The sequence below is a fragment of the Georgenia sp. SYP-B2076 genome (genome assembly GCF_003991205.1).
Taxonomy (GTDB): Bacteria; Actinomycetota; Actinomycetes; order Actinomycetales; family Actinomycetaceae; genus Georgenia.
Window position 1 is genome coordinate 1 of the sequence record NZ_RXOZ01000001.1, and the last position, 16,708, is coordinate 16,708.

16 protein-coding genes are annotated in these 16,708 nt (G+C 71.7%); 10 read left to right on the top strand and 6 right to left on the bottom strand.

Annotated features, from left to right (window positions below; all coding sequences use genetic code 11):
• Nucleotides 1-575: 575 nt before the first annotated feature.
• The 3 genes from ebgA to EJK16_RS00020 are packed head-to-tail and all read left to right on the top strand — an operon-like array spanning nt 576 to nt 5,614.
• Nucleotides 576-3,611, top strand: coding sequence for a beta-galactosidase subunit alpha (gene ebgA / locus EJK16_RS00010; RefSeq protein ID WP_240645683.1), 3,036 nt, complete (start codon nt 576-578; stop codon nt 3,609-3,611).
• Complete coding sequence (locus EJK16_RS00015; protein WP_127125088.1) at nt 3,605-4,048, top strand: YhcH/YjgK/YiaL family protein; 444 nt, start codon at nt 3,605-3,607, stop codon at nt 4,046-4,048. Before ebgA ends, EJK16_RS00015 begins: the two co-directional genes overlap by 7 nt.
• A 57-nt stretch (nt 4,049-4,105) precedes the next feature.
• Nucleotides 4,106-5,614, top strand: a complete 1,509-nt coding sequence (locus EJK16_RS00020; RefSeq protein WP_127125090.1) for an amino acid permease — start codon at nt 4,106-4,108, stop codon at nt 5,612-5,614.
• Between the two features lie 152 nt (nt 5,615-5,766).
• Here the strand turns inward: EJK16_RS00020 and EJK16_RS00025 are convergent, their stop codons facing one another.
• The 3 genes from EJK16_RS00025 to EJK16_RS00035 all read right to left on the bottom strand — a co-directional run bounded on the left by EJK16_RS00025 (nt 5,767) and on the right by EJK16_RS00035 (nt 8,415).
• The gene (locus tag EJK16_RS00025; protein ID WP_127125092.1) at nt 5,767-6,945 is read right to left on the bottom strand and encodes a cytochrome P450; all 1,179 of its coding nucleotides are present in this window, start codon (nt 6,943-6,945) and stop codon (nt 5,767-5,769) included.
• Nucleotides 6,946-7,057: 112 nt separating this feature from the next.
• Complete coding sequence (locus EJK16_RS00030) at nt 7,058-8,227, bottom strand: NAD(P)/FAD-dependent oxidoreductase (RefSeq protein ID WP_127125094.1); 1,170 nt, start codon at nt 8,225-8,227, stop codon at nt 7,058-7,060.
• Nucleotides 8,224-8,415 carry a ferredoxin gene (locus tag EJK16_RS00035; protein ID WP_127125096.1) on the bottom strand — a complete coding sequence of 64 codons (192 nt, stop codon included), beginning with the start codon at nt 8,413-8,415 and terminating at the stop codon, nt 8,224-8,226. Before EJK16_RS00035 ends, EJK16_RS00030 begins: the two co-directional genes overlap by 4 nt.
• A 278-nt stretch (nt 8,416-8,693) precedes the next feature.
• Here EJK16_RS00035 and EJK16_RS00040 point away from each other — a divergent pair, with 278 nt between their 5' ends.
• Both EJK16_RS00040 and EJK16_RS00045 read left to right on the top strand, forming a co-directional pair.
• On the top strand, nt 8,694-9,200 hold the full coding sequence (locus EJK16_RS00040; RefSeq protein ID WP_164737150.1) for an HtaA domain-containing protein: 507 nt from the start codon (nt 8,694-8,696) through the stop codon (nt 9,198-9,200).
• Nucleotides 9,193-10,170, top strand: a complete 978-nt coding sequence (locus tag EJK16_RS00045) for a LysR family transcriptional regulator (protein ID WP_127125100.1) — start codon at nt 9,193-9,195, stop codon at nt 10,168-10,170. The genes EJK16_RS00040 and EJK16_RS00045 overlap by 8 nt, the downstream gene beginning before the upstream one ends.
• Here the strand turns inward: EJK16_RS00045 and EJK16_RS00050 are convergent.
• Complete coding sequence (locus EJK16_RS00050; RefSeq protein ID WP_127125102.1) at nt 10,128-10,706, bottom strand: thymidine kinase; 579 nt, start codon at nt 10,704-10,706, stop codon at nt 10,128-10,130. The two genes, EJK16_RS00045 and EJK16_RS00050, sit on opposite strands and share 43 nt — an antisense overlap.
• Nucleotides 10,707-10,928: 222 nt before the next feature.
• Between EJK16_RS00050 and EJK16_RS00055 the strand changes: the two genes are divergently transcribed.
• The 3 genes from EJK16_RS00055 to EJK16_RS00065 all read left to right on the top strand — a co-directional run bounded on the left by EJK16_RS00055 (nt 10,929) and on the right by EJK16_RS00065 (nt 12,566).
• Entirely contained in the window at nt 10,929-11,504 is a 576-nt protein-coding gene (locus EJK16_RS00055) for a GNAT family N-acetyltransferase (RefSeq protein WP_127125104.1), read from the top strand.
• 157 nt (nt 11,505-11,661) lie between these two features.
• A complete protein-coding gene (locus EJK16_RS00060; RefSeq protein WP_127125106.1) occupies nt 11,662-12,126 on the top strand; it encodes a carboxymuconolactone decarboxylase family protein in 465 nt (154 codons plus the stop codon).
• Nucleotides 12,127-12,224: 98 nt separating this feature from the next.
• The gene (locus EJK16_RS00065) at nt 12,225-12,566 is read left to right on the top strand and encodes a GNAT family N-acetyltransferase (RefSeq protein ID WP_127125108.1); all 342 of its coding nucleotides are present in this window, start codon (nt 12,225-12,227) and stop codon (nt 12,564-12,566) included.
• A 314-nt stretch (nt 12,567-12,880) separates the two neighbouring features.
• Here the strand turns inward: EJK16_RS00065 and EJK16_RS00070 are convergent, their stop codons facing one another.
• Nucleotides 12,881-13,582: a DUF4386 domain-containing protein gene (locus tag EJK16_RS00070; RefSeq protein WP_205739530.1), complete on the bottom strand. Its 702-nt coding sequence runs from the start codon at nt 13,580-13,582 to the stop codon at nt 12,881-12,883.
• Nucleotides 13,583-13,631: 49 nt separating this feature from the next.
• On the bottom strand, nt 13,632-14,654 hold the full coding sequence (locus EJK16_RS00075) for an NAD(P)-dependent alcohol dehydrogenase (protein ID WP_240645684.1): 1,023 nt from the start codon (nt 14,652-14,654) through the stop codon (nt 13,632-13,634).
• A 97-nt stretch (nt 14,655-14,751) separates the two neighbouring features.
• On the opposite strand from EJK16_RS00075, the gene EJK16_RS00080 reads away from it, so the two are divergent.
• Entirely contained in the window at nt 14,752-15,432 is a 681-nt protein-coding gene (locus tag EJK16_RS00080; protein WP_240645685.1) for a TetR/AcrR family transcriptional regulator, read from the top strand.
• A gap of 220 nt (nt 15,433-15,652) precedes the next feature.
• Complete coding sequence (locus EJK16_RS00085) at nt 15,653-16,654, top strand: LacI family DNA-binding transcriptional regulator (RefSeq protein WP_127125114.1); 1,002 nt, start codon at nt 15,653-15,655, stop codon at nt 16,652-16,654.
• The last annotated feature ends 54 nt before the right edge of the window (nt 16,655-16,708 follow it).

Genomic DNA, 16,708 nt, shown 5'->3' on the forward strand with positions numbered 1-16,708 from the left:
CGTCCGCGAACCGGTCCGGCAACGGCCGCGGATCATCCAACCGCCGCGTCGCCCCACCCGACACAAACGGCTCCGAGTCATCGAAATAGATCAGCTCACGCCCATCCGCCAGGCGCGTGACCGTCTTACGGATGGTGGGGAGGACGGTGTCGGTGGTTGTCATCTCTTCGGCTCTCTCGTGTACGCGTTCGTCGGTGCGGGTTGGGACCGCGGCGCCGCTGTCGGGGTGCGTCGGGCTGGCTCCGTGGGAGCGCCGCCCGCCCGTCGGCTCCAGCGCCGGTATCGGACAGTGTGCCAATTCGATCAGAATCGAACAAGCGCCGACGCGCAGGGACGCGCCCCCGCACATCAGCCGGCGAACCCGAGATTGCGCCACCACACCAATTGGCTTGTACCCGAGGACCAAAGTCCTTCACCTCCGGGCGCGCGGTCAGCATGATTGGTTCTGGTTGATCCATCCGAAGCGTTTGTGCTTTTTTGATCGACCTTTGAGGACTGCTGCAGAGCAGCGAGACATCGCCGCCACGAGGACCGGGCGGTGCACAGAGCCGTGCACACGGAGATAGGCAGGAGAGATGGCCAAGATGTGGGAGGACTTCACCGTCCTGGAGGAGAACCGGCTGGCGGCTCGCGCCTACTTCATCGGCTACCAGGACGCGGCCGCCGCGCAGACGATGCAGCGCGGGCTGAGCCACCAGTTCGTCCCGCTCAGCGGCCGGTGGCGCTTCCGGTTCTTCGACCACCCCGATGACGTCCCAACCGCGTTCGCGCGTGAGGAGCAGACGGACTGGGACCTCATCGACGTGCCCTCCCTCTGGCAGACGCGCGGGTACGGCAGGTTGCAGTACACCGACGAGGGCTACCCGTTCCCGATCGACCCGCCGTTCACCGTCTCGGCCAACCCCACCGGCGCCTACCAGCGGATGCTCACGCTCTCGGAGGCGGATCTCGTGGGGCAGGTCATCCTGCGGTTCGACGGCGTGGAGTCCTATGCGGAGGTCTACCTCAACGGGGCTCGCGTCGGCATGACGAAGGGCAGCCGCCTGGCCGCGGAGTTCGACGTGACCGCGCACGCCCGCCCCGGCGCGAACCTCCTCGCCGTGAAGGTGCTGCAGTTCAGCGACGCCAGCTACATCGAGGACCAGGACATGTGGTGGGCGTCGGGCATCTTCCGCGACGTCTACCTGCTCGTCCGTCCGCGGGCCCGGATCCGCGACCTCACCGTCCGCACGGCCTTCGCGGACGACGACCTGTCCGCCGCCACGGTGAGCGTCGACCTGGACCGCACCGCCGGGCAGGTCACGTACGTCCTGCTCGACGCGGCCGGCGCCGAGGTGGCGGCCGGCGAGCTCGAGTCGGTGCCCGGCGCCCTGGCCGGTCACGCGCAGATCGTCCTCGAGCGCCCGCGCCCCTGGACCCCGGAGGAGCCCTACCTCTACACCCTGCTCCTCACCGTGCACGACGGCGAGGAGGTCACCGAGGTCGTCCCCCAGCGCGTGGGCGTGCGCGAGGTCACCATCCGGGACGGCCGCCTCCTGGTCAACGGCCGCTACGTCGTCCTCCACGGCGTCAACCGTCACGACCATGACGACCACGACGGCCGCGCCGTCGGGATGGACCGTGCTGAGCGCGACATCGTCCTGATGAAGCAGCACAACATCAACGCCGTACGCACCTCGCACTACCCCAACGACCCGCGCTTCTACGAGCTGTGCGACCGCTACGGCCTGTTCGTCCTCGCCGAGACCGACCTGGAGTCGCACGGCTTCGCCAACGTCGGCGACCTCTCCCGGATCACCGACGACCCGGCCTGGGAACGCGCCTACGTCGACCGCATCGAGCGCCACGTCCTCGCCCAGCGCAACCACCCCTCGATCATCATGTGGTCGCTGGGCAACGAGTCCGGCTACGGCCGCAACATCGCCGCGATGTACCACCGGTGCAAGGAGCTCGACCCGACCCGGCCGGTCCACTACGAGGAGGACCGCGACGCCACGGTCGTCGACGTCGTCTCGACCATGTACTCGCGGGTCTCGCAGATGAACGACTTCGGCGAGCACCCGCACCCCAAGCCGCGGATCCTGTGCGAGTACGGGCACTCGATGGGCAACGGCCCCGGCGGGCTCGCGGAGTACCAGCAGGTCATCGACCGGTGGGAGTCCATCCAGGGCCACTTCATCTGGGAGTGGTGCGACCACGGCCTGCTCACCACCGACGCGCAGGGCCGCGAGGTTCACGCCTACGGCGGCGACTTCGGCGACTACCCCAACAACGCGAACTTCTGCATCGACGGGATGATCCTGCCCGAGCAGCGGCCGAGCCCCGGCCTGGCCGAGTACAAGCAGGTCATCGCCCCGGTCAAGGTGACCATGCCGCGCCCCGGCGCGCTGACGGTCACCAACGCCTACTACTTCACCGGCCTGGGCGGCCTGGCCGTGACCGTCGAGACCGCCGTCGAGGGTGAGCTCATCACCGCGTGCACCCTCCCGCTGCCGCCCGTCGGCCCCGGCGAGTCCGCGGAGGTCCCCTTCGAGGTGCCGACGCTGCCCGGCGAGGCGTTCTGCACGGTCCGCGTGGTCCGGCCCGAGCCGACCGCCTGGTCCGCCGCCGGGCACGAGCTCGCCGTCTACCAGTTCCCCCTCGCAGCCCGCGGGCCCCGCCCCGCCTGGCAGCCCCGCCGTCGGCCCCTCGCCCTGGACGAGGACACCCGGTCCGTCCGGGTCACCACCGACGACGGCGCGGTGACCGTGGACAAGCGCACCGGTCGGCTCGCCAGCTGGGTCAGCGGCGGCCGTGAGCTCGTCGCCCGGCCGCTGCGGGTGCACCTGCACAAGCCGCTCATCGACAACCACCAGCAGGAGCACGACGAGCTCTGGGCGCCGCGGCACCTCGACATCATGCAGGAGCACCTGCGCGACCTGAGGGTGACGACGACGGACGGCGCCGTCGTCGTGGAGGCCGACACCACCCTCGCCCCGCCGGTCCTGGACCTGGGCATGCGGTGCCGGTACCGGTACGTCATCACCCCCGCCGGGACGGTCCAGGTGACGATCTCCGGCGAGCCCTACGGCGACTACCGCGACATCGTCCCGGTGCTCGGCGCCGAGCTCGGTGTCGACCCCGAGCTGCGCCACGTCACCTACTACGGCCGTGGTCCCGGCGAGAACTACCCGGACTCCCGCGCGTCGACGACGATCGGCCGGTACGCCGCCACGGTCGACGACATGGCCTTCCCCTACGTCGTCCCGCAGGACACCGGCAACCACGAGGACGTCCGCTGGTTCGTCCTGACTGACCGGCAGGGCCGCGGGCTGTTCGTCCAGGCAGCGGCACCGCTGAGCTTCAGCGCCTGGCCGTACTCCGCGGAGGCCATCACCGCCGCGACGCACCGCACCGACCTCGCGGCGGACCCGGACGCGGTGACCGTCAACATCGACCACCGCGTGCTCGGGCTCGGCTCGAACTCGTGGGGCTCCGAGGTCCTGGACTCCTACCGGGTGCGCTTCGAGGGCTTCTCGTACTCCTTCGCCATGGCGCCCATCGCCACCGGGGACTGCGACCCCGCCCAGCTTGACCGCTTCGACCTCTCCCGGAAGGTGGCCCCGTGCTGACCTACGACTCACTCGCCCAGTTCCGCGCCGCGCACGGCGGCACGAAGAAGTGGGACCGCACCCTCGAGGCGATCGCCAACGCGGACGCCGTCGCGACAGACGTGACCTACTCGGTCGGCGACTCCCTCACCTACCGGGTCGTCACCGGCCCCGACGCCGCCGCGCTCACCGGCCACCGCCGCTACCTGGCGGTGCGCCACGTGCTCGACGGCGAGGCTCGGGTGGCCGTGGCGCCGGTGGCCGAGCTCACCGCCACCGACGCCTACAGCGACCTGACCGACCGGCAGCACTTCACCGGCCCGGCCGAGGAGGTCACCCTGCCCGCCGGCGCGGTGCTCGTCGCCGAGATCGACGAGGCGCTGCGCGACGTCCGCGTCGACGGCCGCGTGGTCACCCTCCGCGTCTCCGTCGAGGGCGCGTTCTTCGCCAACAAGTAGTCCCCACCATCAACGCACCGGCACCGTTGCCGGTGCGCTCCACCAAAGGAACCCGTCATGAGCAACCGCCGGACGATCGGGACGTTCATCCTCTTCACGATGATCGTCTCCGCCGTCTTCAACTTCCGAAACGTCATCAACAACTACGTCTCGATCGGGACGCTGGCCGCGCCGTCGTTCTTCGTCGCGACCCTCGTCTACTTCATCCCGTTCACGCTGGTCATCGCCGAGTTCGTCAGCCTCAACCGGAACTCGGAGTCCGGCGTGTACCAGTGGGTGAAGTCGTCCCTGGGTGGCCGGTGGGCGTTCTTCTCGGCCTTCTGCTACTGGTTCGTCAACCTCTTCTACTTCATCTCGCTGCTGCCGCTGATCCTCGTCTACGCCGGTTACATGATCACGGGCGAGGGCGTGGAGATCCAGCCCTGGGTCATCGCAGTGCTGTCCGTGACGATCTTCCTCATCGCCACCTGGGTCTCCACCCACGGCGCCCGGTGGATCGGCTCGGTGACGTCCTTCGGGTCCACGCTGATGATCAGCATGGCGGTGCTGTTCATCGTCGCCGCCGTCGCGGCTCTCCTCGGGGGCATCCAGCCGGCCAACGACCTGTCCGTGGGCGGCATGCGCCTCGACCCGAGCTCCGGCGTGACCACCTGGGCATTCCTCGGCACCCTGGCCTGGATCATCCAGGGCGTGGGCGGCGCGGAGTCCATCGGCGTCTACCTCAACGACCTCAAGGGCGGCACCCGCGCCTTCGTGCGCACCATCGTCATTGCCGGCATCGCCATCGGGCTCGTCTACTCCGTCGGCACCTGGCTCATGGCTGTCTTCGTCGAGAAGGAGTCCGTTTCCTACGGCAACGGGGTCTTCGTCACCATGGCCGCCGCCGCCGAGCACTTCGGCTTCTCGGGCGAGGTGATGATCCGCCTCGTCGGCGTCATCATGCTCGCCGCCACCCTGGGCGGCCTCCTCATCTGGACCTCCGCCCCCGTGAAGGTGTTCTTCTCCGAGATTCCCTCCGGCATCTTCGGCCCGAAGATCGTGGCCCTGAACTCGGCCGGCGTCCCGGCCCGCGCGGCCTGGGTGCAGTTCGCCATCGTCGTGCCGCTGCTCGTCATCCCGACGATCGGCGCGGGCAGCTCGATCGACAACCTCCTCAAGATCGTCATCAATATGACCGCGGCGACGGCGCTGCTGCCCCCGGCCCTCATCCTCATCGCCTACCTCATGCTGCGGCTGCGCCACGACGACGCCGTCCGTGCGTTCCGCATGGGCAGCCGGCGCTTCGGGCTCGGCATCTCGGTGTTCCTGGTGGCGCTGTTCGCCGTGTGCTTCGTGGCGGCGACCTTCCCCGAGGGCCAGGCCCTGTGGCTCACGCTCGTCTACAACGTCGGCGGCGTGGTCATCTTCCTCGGCGCCGCACTGCTCTGGTACGAGCGCTACATCCGCCGCCTGCGCGTCACCGACCCGGCGGCCGCCGCCGCCGAGCTGCTCCCCAGCGCCCCGGAGCGGTCCGCCGAGAACATCGCGGTCGGCGGCGAGGCCGCCGGGGTGGGCGCTCGGGCCTGACACCGCTCGCCGCGCACCCAACCGACAGGCCCGCCCACCCCGTTCGGGGCGGGCGGGCCTCGTTCTTGTCACCCATCCCGAGGGCATCCAAGACTCCGACGGTCACCGCCGACACCCGACGACGCTGCGCCCGTCGGGTGATCCGACAGCCGTCAGGCGAGCTCGACCTCGAGCACCGGGAGCCTGCCCAGGGCCATCATCATGTTGTTCTGGTGCCGCTCCCCCTGCCCGACGGTGATCCGGCGCACCCGGCGGGCGAGCGCGGCGATGACGCCGTACGCCTCGAGGCGGGCCAGCCCCTGGCCGGCGCAGCCGTGCACGCCGTACCCGAAGGAGAGGTGGTCGATCGGGTTGCGCCGGACCTGGAACGCGTCGGGGTCCTCGTAGTGGCGGTGGTCGCGGTTGCCGGATCCGTACAGGATCGCGATCCGGTCCCCGGCGGGGATCAGCGTCCCGTCGACGACGACGTCCTCCTTGACCAGCCGGGCGAAGGTGTGGACCGGGGACTCGTAGCGCAGCACCTCGTTGAAGGCGGAGGGGATCAGCGACGGGTCCTCGCGGACGAGGTCGAACTGGTCCGGGTGGGCGGCGAACTGGGCGATGGCGTTACCGATCGCCGCGATGGTCGAGTCCATTCCTGCCGCGACGTACTGGTGGATGATGTGCCCGCAGCTGTCGCGCGGGATATCGCCGCGCTCCCCCGCCTCGAAGATGGCGCGACCCATGCTGCCCTCGGTGAGGTCCGATGCCTTGACCTGCAGCGACCACTCGAAGAGCTCGCCCGCGATGGGGAAGCTCTCGATGGTGCGCTGGTTCATGGGGCCGAGCACGTTGAACGCCGCCTCGCCCCACCCCAGGATCTTGGCCCGGATCTCGTCCTGCACGCCGATGAGGTCCGCGACGACTCGCAGCGGCAGCGCCCGGGCGAGGTCGTCGATCGCGTCGAAGGACCCCTGCTCGACGAGCCGCGCGACCATGGCGTCGGCCTTCGCGTCGATGTCGGCCTTCATGCCGCGCAGCGCCCGCGGGGTGAGGTTCTCGGTGAGGGCCGCGCGCAGCGCCGTGTGCTCCGGCGGGTCGGTCGTCAGCGACGTCCCCTGGAGCGCCTGGTTCATGTCGTCGTTGAAGGCGACCACGTTCGAGGAGAACACGGACCAGTTGGCCAGCGCGTCCCGGATCTGGTCGTAGCGGGTCAGCGCCCAGACCCCGTTCTTCTCGAGCCGGACCACGGAGGCCTGCTCGCGGAGCTGGGCGAAGTAGGGGTACGGGTCGGCCAGGACCTCGTCGGAGAAGAGGTCAATGTCGGACGTAGCGATGGTTTCCACGGTCATCAGGCACCTCGGGGGTTGGCTAGGGGGGTGAAGGTGGGACGACGGCGCGCCGTCGGTGGTGCGTCGTCGGGGATCGTCGGGCCGTGCGGGCGCGTCGTCGAGGATCGGGGGGTCAGGCCGCGGACGCGGCGACGGCGGGCGCGGCGGCGCTCAGGCGGCGCAGCTTGGGGACGGGGATCCGGTAGTTGATGGCGACGGCGGTGCCCGACCCGTCCTCCTGGGCCCAGCGCAGGAGCGCCGCGCCGTCGTACGGGTCGCCGTCGACGAGCTCGGGGGTTCCGGCCAGCGGCAGGAAGCCGCACGCCTTGAGGTTGAGGCCGAACTGCTCGGTCCAGAAGTACTGCTGGAAGTTCAGCTCCGGGGCGTCGTCCCCGTGGACCAGGGCGAGCGCGGCGATCTTGCTCTGCTCGATGGCGCTGGTCCACAGCGGGACCCGGCGGGGGCCCCGCGCGGTGGCGAAGGTCGCCACGTCGCCCGCGGCCACGACGTCGGGCCGGACCCGCCCGCGGGTGTCGACCTCGAGCCGACCGTCGGTGAGGAGCCCGCTCGTCGCGAGCCACTCGAGGTTCGGCACGTCGCCGATCGCGGTGACCACGAGCTCGGCCTCGAGGAGCGAGCCGTCGGCGAGCACCACCGCGGGATGCCCGCCCGCGTCGCGGACGTCGACCGCCTGGAACGGCGCGATCGTGAGCCCGCGCCCGACGGCGGCGGCGGCGAAGACCTCCGACAGGTAGGGCCCCAGCTGGTGGACGAGGGGGCGGTCCGGCGTCGCCAGGGTGACCTCGCACCCCGCGGCCAGGCACCCGGAGGCGATCTCCATCCCGAGCGCCCCGCCGCCGACGACGACGACCGACGGCCTGGTCGCGATCCGGCGCCGCAGCTCGAGGGCGTCGTCGAGGCTGCGCAGCGTCAGCTCGTGGGCGCCGGCACCGTCGCTGCCGAGGCGGCGTGCCCGCGAGCCCGTGGCGATGACGACGGAGTCGTACGGCAGGTCGGTTCCGTCGTCGAGCACCACGGCCTTCCGGGCGGCCTCGAGGCGGGACGCGCCCACCCCGAGGATCTCGGTGGCCCCGTGGGTCGGCTCGGGCAGGTGGTGGGAGGACATCTCTTCGCCGAGGTCGAGCAGCGCGGCCTTCGACAGGGCCGGGCGGCTGTACGGGGTGTGGCGCTCGTCGCCGACGACGGTGAGCTCGCCGTCGAACCCGGCGGCCCGCAGGGAGTCGCTCGCGGTAAGACCGGCGATACCGTTGCCGACGACGACGACGCGCCGGGGGGCCGTCATGCCGTCCTCAGCGCCGCGACCGGGCAGACCCGCACGGCGGCCTTCGCGGCGTCGACGTCCGAGGCCTCCTCGACGTCCTCGACATCCAGGACGAGCTCGCCGTCGTCGTCCAGGTGCATCAGCCGCGGGGCGGCCTCTTCACACAGGCCGTGGCCCTCGCAGCGCGGGCGGTCAAGGATGATCTTCATGGTGTCTCTCCGCTGAGGTAGGCGTGGTGGCGGCATTGCCGACCTTGCTTTACACAGAAGTGTGTGGCTTGACACAGTGTCAGGCAAATAACTCCTCGACATGGAGTTCATGCAGATGGTGAATACCCCCCGGTTTGGCGGCACGAGACAGCCGTTGAGCATGCACCCCCCGAATGTGGGTGACCCGGCGAGATTCGCTTGACGCACGTCGTCGCCGATAGGAGAGTGCTCGCGGGTCCGGGGCCCCGGAACCGTGGACAACCAGCTTGGGAGCGCACGTGGCGACGACGCCGGGACTGACCTGGGCGGTCAAGGACAGCCTGCTGTCCTACATCGAGGCGCTCGACGACGGGACGGTCGAGGCCCTCGCGCCCGCGTCACGATCCGGGGCCGGCTTCCTCTTCCCGTGGGACGAGGGGGGCAGCGGCGACCTCGGGAGCGGCCACCACCTCGGCGCCCCCGACGGCGACCTCGCGTTTCTCGGCGCCGTCCGGCTCACGGGGCACTGGGGCATGCTCGACGTCGAGCTGCGCGAGCCACGGGTCACCCTCAGCGACGGGACGGGGGCGCTGCTCGTCCGGGAGCGCGGGTCCCGGGACCCGGGGAAGTGGCTGCCGTTCGCGGATCTCGCCGTCGAGGAGCCGCAGGTGGACGCCGGCGGGGCCACGTTTCTCGCCGCCGCGGCGTCGCTGACCGGCCACGGGCGCCTGCTCCTCGGCGGGCAGTACGACGCGGGGACGCCCCTCAGCCGGCTGCACATCACGTTCCCCCCGCGCCATGGGTAGCACCCTGGACGATGCCGCGCCGGACGCCGAGCTCGCCAGGCTGGCCTCGGTCAACCTCAACCTGCTGGTGCCGCTCCTGGCCCTGCTCGAGGAACGCTCGGTGACGCGGGCGGCGGCCACGGTCGGCCTCTCGCAGCCCGCCATGAGCCACGCGCTGCGCCGCATGCGGCGCCTGCTCGGCGACGAGCTCATCGTCCGGAACGGGGCCGGGATGACCCTCACGCCGCGCGCCGTCGAGCTCGTTCCGCCGCTGCGGCGCGTCCTCAACCAGGCCGCGCAGATCGTGAGCCCCTCCCCCTTCGATCCCACCGTGGACCGCCGGGACATCACCGTGGCGATGACGACCAGCAAGGCGCTTGTCATCGGCAGCGCCATCGCGCGGCTGATCGCGCACCGCGCACCGCACGCCACGCTGCGGCTGCGCACCACGACCATGGGGTCGAGCGCGCAGTTCACCGACGACCGGGCCGACGTGCTGCTGCTCTCCGAGGAGGCCGCGTCGCCGTACCCGCGTGAGCACCTGTACGACGACCGGTGGGTCGTGATCACCAACTCGGGCGCCCCCCGGGACGCGAGCGCCCTCGAGCTGCTCGCGACGCTGCCCCACGTCGTCTTCGACGAGCCCGGCCGCTCACGTCCGTACGAGGCGCTGGACGAGCAGAACGTGTCGTACACGGTGCGCGACCGCGTCTCGGACAACCTCCTGATCCCCCATCTGGTCTCGGACGCGGGCGGGGTCGCGGTGCACCGATACCGGATCACCACCGTCATGAGCAGCTACCTCGACCTGCGGATCGAGGAGTTCCCGTTCCCCGTCCCCAGCCTGGGCATCGACATGGTGTGGAACCCGTGGCTCGCCGACGAGGTGTTAAAGGCCTGGCTGCGCGGGATCCTCATCGAGGCGGCGGCGTCGCTGCAGGGCCGCCGTCAGGCAGGGGGCTCGAAGTGGCGCCGGCACCGGGCCTGGTAGGCCTCGATCCCGCCGACGTGCTCGGCGGCCGGGGCGCGGGCGTCGCCGCCGTCGCCGCGGCGGGTCCGCTGGTGGAACGCGGCGTCCTCCCCGCAGACGGCGCACACCGCCGTCAGCTTGGTCACGTCCTCCGCGAGCGCCATCAGCGAGGGCAGCGGCTCGAACGGGCGGCCGTCGAACGTCACGCACAGCCCGGCGACGACGACGGTCGTGCCCGCGAGCACGAGCTCGCCGACCGCCGGGATGAGCTCCGCGCCGAAGAACTGCGCCTCGTCGATCGCCAGCAGGTCCAGCCCGCGGCCCCGAGCCAGCTCCACCAGCGACCGGACGTCCGGCGCCGTCCGGGACGGCACGCTCAGCCCCGAGTGCGAGGCCACCTGGCCCGCGCCGTGCCGCTCGTCGAGCGCGTGGTTGACCACCTCGACGGCGAGCCCGGCGAGCTGCGCGCGGCGCACCCGCCGCACCAGCTCCTCGGACTTACCGGCGAACATGGGGCCGCACACCACCTGCAGCCGACCCCGCCCGTTCCTGCGCATAGGTCGCAGCCTAGGGCGACGGCGCAGCCTCCTCGCGGCCGGGTGACCACGGCGCGGCCTCCTCGCGGCCGGGTGACCACGGCGCGGCCTCCTCGCGGCCGGGTGACCACGGCGCGGCCTCCTCGCGGCCGGGTGACCACGGCGCGGCCTCCTCGCGGGGGGTGGCGCGGCGCACCTCCGCCACGGGTGCGCCACGTCGGTGGTCGGTGGTTCAGTGGGGGCATGAGCTGGGAGACGCATCCCGTGACCCCCGAGCGCTTCGAGGACTTCGCCGACGTCATCAACCCCAACCGGCGCGCCACCCACTGCTGGTGCCTCTCCCACCGCCTCCGCCCCAAGGACATCGAGGAGCTCGGCGGGGGCGACCGCGAGCGGGCCATGCGCACCCTGTGCGCGCGGGAGAACCCGCCCGGCGTCGTGACGTACCTCGACGGCGTGCCCGTCGGCTGGTGCAACATCGGCCCGCGCGCCGAGATCCCGCGGCTCGCCGGGTCAAAGCTCATCCGCCCGGTCGACGACGTCCCGGTGTGGGCCGTCGTGTGCGTCGTCGTCCGGGGCGGCCACCGCAGGAGGGGCGTCACGGGCCCGCTCATCGAGGGCGCGGTCGCCTATGCCGTGTCACGGGGAGCGCCGGCCGTCGAGGCGCACCCCGTGGACCCGGCCGGTCGCATGGACACGACGATGGCGTTCGTCGGTACGCGCGCGATGTTCGAGAGGGCCGGGTTCCGGGTAGTCGGGACGACCGACGCGGTGGCGAGCAAGATGCCCCGGCTGGTCATGCGCCGGGACCTCGCCTGATTGCCGGGGACCGGCGGAGCCGCCGCGCGCTCCGGGACACGGCGCCTCAGTCGGTCGAGCCGGTGCACCGGAACGCGCAGATGACGCCGGGTTCGCGAGCTTGCTGGTGAGCGGCTGGCAAGATCGACCGGACCACCGCACCGAGCAGGGGAGCACCATGGGGACGTCGGACGACCTCCACCTCGACAAGGCCGACCCGGCCATCTGGAAGGCGCTCAACGCCGTCGCGCTCAAGGTGCGCGCGGCCACGGACGCCGCGGGCCTCCCCCGCACCCTCGTCGAGCTCGTGAACGTCCGGGCCTCCCAGATCAACGGGTGCGCCTACTGCCTCGACCAGCACGTGCGGCAGGCGCTGGAGGCCGGCGAGACACCTCAGCGACTCGCCGTCCTGGCGGCCTGGCGCGACACCTCGCTCTTCTCCGAGCAGGAGAAGGCCGCGCTCACGGTGGCGGAGACCGTCACGACCCTGCCCGGCGAGGAGGCCCGGACCGCCGAGCTCGCCCGCGCGCGCCGGGTGCTGACCGACGAGCAGTACTCGGCGCTCACCTGGGCGGCCATCGCGATCAACGCCTACAACCGGGTGTCCATCCTGAGCCGGCACACGGTGCGACCGCGCCGCTGACCTGGACCGGTTCCATCCGGCGGCCACGACGTCCCCCGATCCCAGCCGCCCCAGGAGCGCGCGCCCCGCGCGCCCGTGCAATCTCGATGAGGAGAACCATGGACACCAGCACCACGATCACGATTCGCCACAACTCCGCCGCCCATCGCTTCGAGCTCCTCGACGAGGGTCGCGTCATCGGGGAGGCCGACTACCTGCCCTTCGACGGCGCCGCCGGCGGGCAGCGAATCTTCTTCCACACCGTGGTCGACGAGGAGTACGGGGGTCAGGGCTGGGGCTCGCGGCTCGCCACCGTCGCCCTGGAGGACACCGTGGCAGCCGGAATGACCATCGTGCCCGTGTGCCCGTACATCCACGCCTTCCTCGGCCGGCACCCCGAGTTCGCTCGCCACGCCGTCGCGGTCCGGACGGAGCACCTCGTCGCCCTGCGTCAGGGCTGAACGGGAGCCCAGGGCTGCCGTTCCCCGGTACGGCCGTCGGGGTGGTGCCAAGATCCGTCGACCTGGCCTCGGCCTGTGACCTCACCCGTGGGGGCTTCCATCCTCAGATGGCGCGGCCGAGCTCGTCGCCCGCGACGGCGGCTCGGTCCAGGGTGTGCGGCTCGAAGCTCGCAAGCAGCTCGCGCATCTTCTCGAGGCCGTCCTGGAAGGTCACCGAGGCACGCCACGCCTCGACCTGGCCCGTGGACTCCCAAGGGCCCGAGCTGAGAGGTCTCGCCCAGGCGGCGCCCCGCCCACGGCAGGACGGGCCGCCGTCATGGGACCAGCGGGAGCGGCTCGCCGGCCGTGGGAGCGACCGTTGCGGTCACGGTGGTGCGACGGCCCTGGATCAGCAGCCAGAGCATGAGCGCGACCTCACCCACGAACGTCACGTTGGCGACGGTGATCGAGTAGCCCGGCACGAGCGCCGTACCTAGGAGGTCAGTCAGGTAGCCGAGCCCGTTGATCGCCACCAGCACGGCGACGACCCTGGGCACGAAGCCCGATCGGTACGCCAGATAGCCGATCAGCAGCAGGTGGGCACCGAAGAAGAGGAAGCTGACGCCCCAGATGCTTCGGAAGGCCTCGACCTGCGCCAGGGTCCGGTCGGCGTCGCCGGAGAGGGGCGGGACGGCGCTGAGGTGGCTGATCGCCACCAGAAGCACCACTGCGTAGGCCCCGCGGAACCCGGCGGCGAGCACGGAGACCCGCGGGCTGACCGCCGCGAAGACCTCGCCCAGCGCGACCGCGACGACGACGTCGAGCACGGCCACCACGTACAGGCTGGCGACGCCCGCACGGAACAGGCCCTCGGAGCTCGTGATCGCCTCGGCGGTGGCGGTGGCGTCTCCCGGCGTGACGAGCCCCTCGAGGACGACGAAGTTGGCGAACGCGGCCAGGACGGCGAGCGCCAGGAGCCCGGCCCCGGCGACGAGGCTGGCCGAGCGGATGGACCGGTCCGGATGGATGGTGATCATCATCGGTTCCTCCATCGTGCGGTGGGAGTGTGTGCGAGCGCGCGGCGGCTCAGACGGTGACGGCGACCTTGCCCCGCACCTTGCCGGCGACGAGGTGCCGCATGGCCTCCGGTGCCCGGTCCAGCGGGTAGGTCGCCTCGAGCGCCGGCGTGACCGAGCCGGCCTCGATGAGGGCGGTGAGCCGCTCGAGGTCGGCGGATTTCACGTTGGCGATGAACATCGTCAGGTGCTGGCGCACGAACACCGACAGCGCCAGGGCCCGCAGCTGCCTGTTCATGCCGCCGGTGAGGTTGCCGCCGTCCTCCCCGCCGGTGATGACCACGGTCCCGGTGGGTGTGAGGGCGCGGCGGAGCCGCGACAGTGTCGGGTTGCCCGCGATGTCGAGGATGAGGTCGTAGCGGCGGGCGCCGTCGGCGAAGTCCTCGCGGGTGTAGTCGATGACGTGGTCGGCGCCGAGGGAGCGCACCAGGTCCAGCTTCGCGGTGCTGGCGACGCCGGTGACCTCCGCGCCGAGCGCCTTCGCGAGCTGGACGGCGTAGCTGCCCACGCCGCCGGAGGCGCCGATGACCAGCACCTTCTGGCCGCTGGCGGCGCGGCCGGCGTCCAGGGCGTGGAGGGCGGTGCACGCGGACACGGGCACCACCGCGGCCTGCTCGAAGGACAGGTTCGCGGGCTTGGCCGCCAGCTGGTCCTCGCGGGCGACGGCGTACTCGGCGAAGGTCCCCCTGCCGGCGCCGTAGACCTCGTCCCCCACGGCGAACCGCGTCACCGCGGAACCGACGGCGACGACGGTGCCCGCCGCGTCGAGGCCGAGCACGGGGTTCTTGGGCCGGCGGATCCCGAAGGCGAGGCGGCCCAGGTAGGGCAGCCCGGTCATCAGGTGCCACGCGCCGCGATCGAGTCCCGCGGCGTGCACACGCAGGAGCACCTCGTTCTCGGCGACCTCCGGTCGCGGGAGGAGGGCGAGGTGCAGGACGTCGGCGGAGCCGTACTCCTCCCGCACGACCGCCCGCATCGTGTTGTCCGCCGGAACGCCGGCGCCTGTTGACTCTTCCTGCCGCTGCGGGGTCATGAGCTGCTCCGTCTGGGAAAGGTGGTGCGCTGTCGCCCCACCGTACTTAGTACGGGAAGGTATCGTACTAAGTACGGATTGCCTAGAGGGGGTTGTTGTGAGCGCCGATGTCCAGGGGGAACGGGGGCCCCTCAGCCGCGAGCGGGTGCTGCGCTGCGCCGTCGGGATCGCCGACTCGTCGGGACTCGCGGCGCTGACGATGCGCTCGCTCGCCCGCGAGGTCGGCGTCAAGCCGATGTCGCTCTACCACTACGTGGCGAACAAGAACGAGATCCTGGACGGGATCGTCGACATGGTCTTCGCCGAGATGGCGCTCCCGAGGGTCGGCGGCGACTGGCGTGCGGAGATCACCCGGCGTTCGGAATCGGCCCGGCTGGTGCTGCGGCGCCACCCGTGGGCGATCGTGCTCCTCGAGTCACGTTCCTCCCCCGGCCCCGCGACGCTGCGCCACCACGACGCGATGGTCGGGACGCTGCGGCGCGGGGGTTTCTCGGTCCCGCTCGCGGCCCACGCCTACGCCCTGGTCGACAGCTATGTCTACGGGTTCGCGGTGCAGGAGGCCGCCCTCCCCTTCGACAGGGACACCTCCCCGGAGGTCACGAACGCGATCGTGCAGCAGTTCTCCCCGGAGGAGTACCCCCACCTCGTCGAGCTGGCGGTCGAGCACGCCCTCCAGCCCGGGTACGACTTCGGCGACGAGTTCGAGTTCGGGCTCGGCGTCATCCTCGACGCGCTCGAGAAGGCGCTCGCCCGCGAGCGTCAGCCGGCACGGGGCTGAGCGGCAGCAGCCCGGCTGGGAGCCGGGAGGCCGGGAACCCCGAGCCCGGGCGACCGGCAGGGAGCCCGGCGGCCCGTGCTTAGATGGTTTCAGCTCGACCGGTGCCCGAAAGACGAGGGGAAGAACGCATGTGCGACGACGCAGATGCGCCGTGCCGGCCGGCCGACCCCAGGCCCGGCAGCCGATCGAGGCGCCTCGTCCGCACCGAAGGTAGGAACGCATGAGCAGGACGAGGGGCGAGTCCGTCACCGCGCGGTCCGTCGCTCGCGAGGCCGGCGTGTCCGTCGCCACGGTCAGCCGCGCGATGACCGGCAGCGACAAGGTCACCCCCGAGCGCCGGGCGCAGGTGCTCGCTGTCGCCGAACGGCTCGGGTACCGGCCGGACCTCATGGCCAGGAGCCTGGCGACCGGCAGCTCCCGCTCGGTGGGCGTGGTCGTGCCGAACCTGTCGAACCCGTACTTCTACGACATCATCCGCGGGATCGGCCGGGCGAGCACCGAGGCCGGCTACCGCATGGTCGTCTCGGACTCCATGGAGGACGCGGCCGCCGAGCGGGACCTCGTCGAGGACCTCCTCCGGTTCGTCGACGCCCTGGTGCTTGTGGCTCCCCGCGAGGACCACCAGCACCTCGACGACCTGGCGGCGAACGCCAAGCCGGTCATCATGCTCATCGGCCCCCGCCCGGTCACCGCCCTGGCGGACGCCACCGTGGACAACCGCGGCGGGATGTTCGCGCTCTACCGGCACCTGGCCGAGCTCGGGCACCGCCGCGTCGTCTACCTCTCTGGGCCACCGGCCGCGTGGCAGAACTCCGTGCGCCTCGAGGCCGCCCGGGACGCCGCGGAGCTGGGCATGGAGATCATCGTGGTGCCGGCCGGGGGCACGATCGAGGCCGGGCGGGACGCGACGGACGCGGCGCTCGAGCACGCGCCCACGGCCATCGCCGGCTTCAACGACCTCGTGGCCCTCGGCGCGCTGCACCGGCTCGAGCAGCGGGGCATCCGGGTGCCGGAGGACGTCTCGCTCACCGGCTTCGACGACATCATCTTCAGCGCCTACTCCTCGCCCGGGCTGACGACCGTGCGGACGCCGCGCGAGGAGCTGGGGCGGGCCGGCTGGGAGCTGCTGCACCGGAAGATGACCGGCGAGCCGATCGCCTCCCCGCCGCCGCTGGCCGCCGAGCTCGTCGTCCGGGACTCGACGGCGCCCCCGCGCCCGTAGGCGGGGGGACGCCCATGGCCGCGGGGACATCCGGAGGCGCGGGGGCGTCCGGAC

Bases quoted from the DNA above. Each gene is read 5' to 3' on its own strand.
- ebgA (WP_240645683.1), top strand. From the start codon at position 576: ATGGCCAAGATGTGGGAGGACTTCACCGTCCTGGAGGAGAACCGGCTG.
- EJK16_RS00020 (WP_127125090.1), top strand. From the start codon at position 4,106: ATGAGCAACCGCCGGACGATCGGGACGTTCATCCTCTTCACGATGATC.
- EJK16_RS00025 (WP_127125092.1), bottom strand. From the start codon at position 6,945: ATGACCGTGGAAACCATCGCTACGTCCGACATTGACCTCTTCTCCGAC.
- EJK16_RS00030 (WP_127125094.1), bottom strand. From the start codon at position 8,227: ATGACGGCCCCCCGGCGCGTCGTCGTCGTCGGCAACGGTATCGCCGGT.
- EJK16_RS00035 (WP_127125096.1), bottom strand. From the start codon at position 8,415: ATGAAGATCATCCTTGACCGCCCGCGCTGCGAGGGCCACGGCCTGTGT.
- EJK16_RS00045 (WP_127125100.1), top strand. From the start codon at position 9,193: ATGGGTAGCACCCTGGACGATGCCGCGCCGGACGCCGAGCTCGCCAGG.
- EJK16_RS00050 (WP_127125102.1), bottom strand. From the start codon at position 10,706: ATGCGCAGGAACGGGCGGGGTCGGCTGCAGGTGGTGTGCGGCCCCATG.
- EJK16_RS00055 (WP_127125104.1), top strand. From the start codon at position 10,929: ATGAGCTGGGAGACGCATCCCGTGACCCCCGAGCGCTTCGAGGACTTC.
- EJK16_RS00060 (WP_127125106.1), top strand. From the start codon at position 11,662: ATGGGGACGTCGGACGACCTCCACCTCGACAAGGCCGACCCGGCCATC.
- EJK16_RS00065 (WP_127125108.1), top strand. From the start codon at position 12,225: ATGGACACCAGCACCACGATCACGATTCGCCACAACTCCGCCGCCCAT.
- EJK16_RS00070 (WP_205739530.1), bottom strand. From the start codon at position 13,582: ATGATCACCATCCATCCGGACCGGTCCATCCGCTCGGCCAGCCTCGTC.
- EJK16_RS00075 (WP_240645684.1), bottom strand. From the start codon at position 14,654: ATGACCCCGCAGCGGCAGGAAGAGTCAACAGGCGCCGGCGTTCCGGCG.
- EJK16_RS00085 (WP_127125114.1), top strand. From the start codon at position 15,653: ATGAGCAGGACGAGGGGCGAGTCCGTCACCGCGCGGTCCGTCGCTCGC.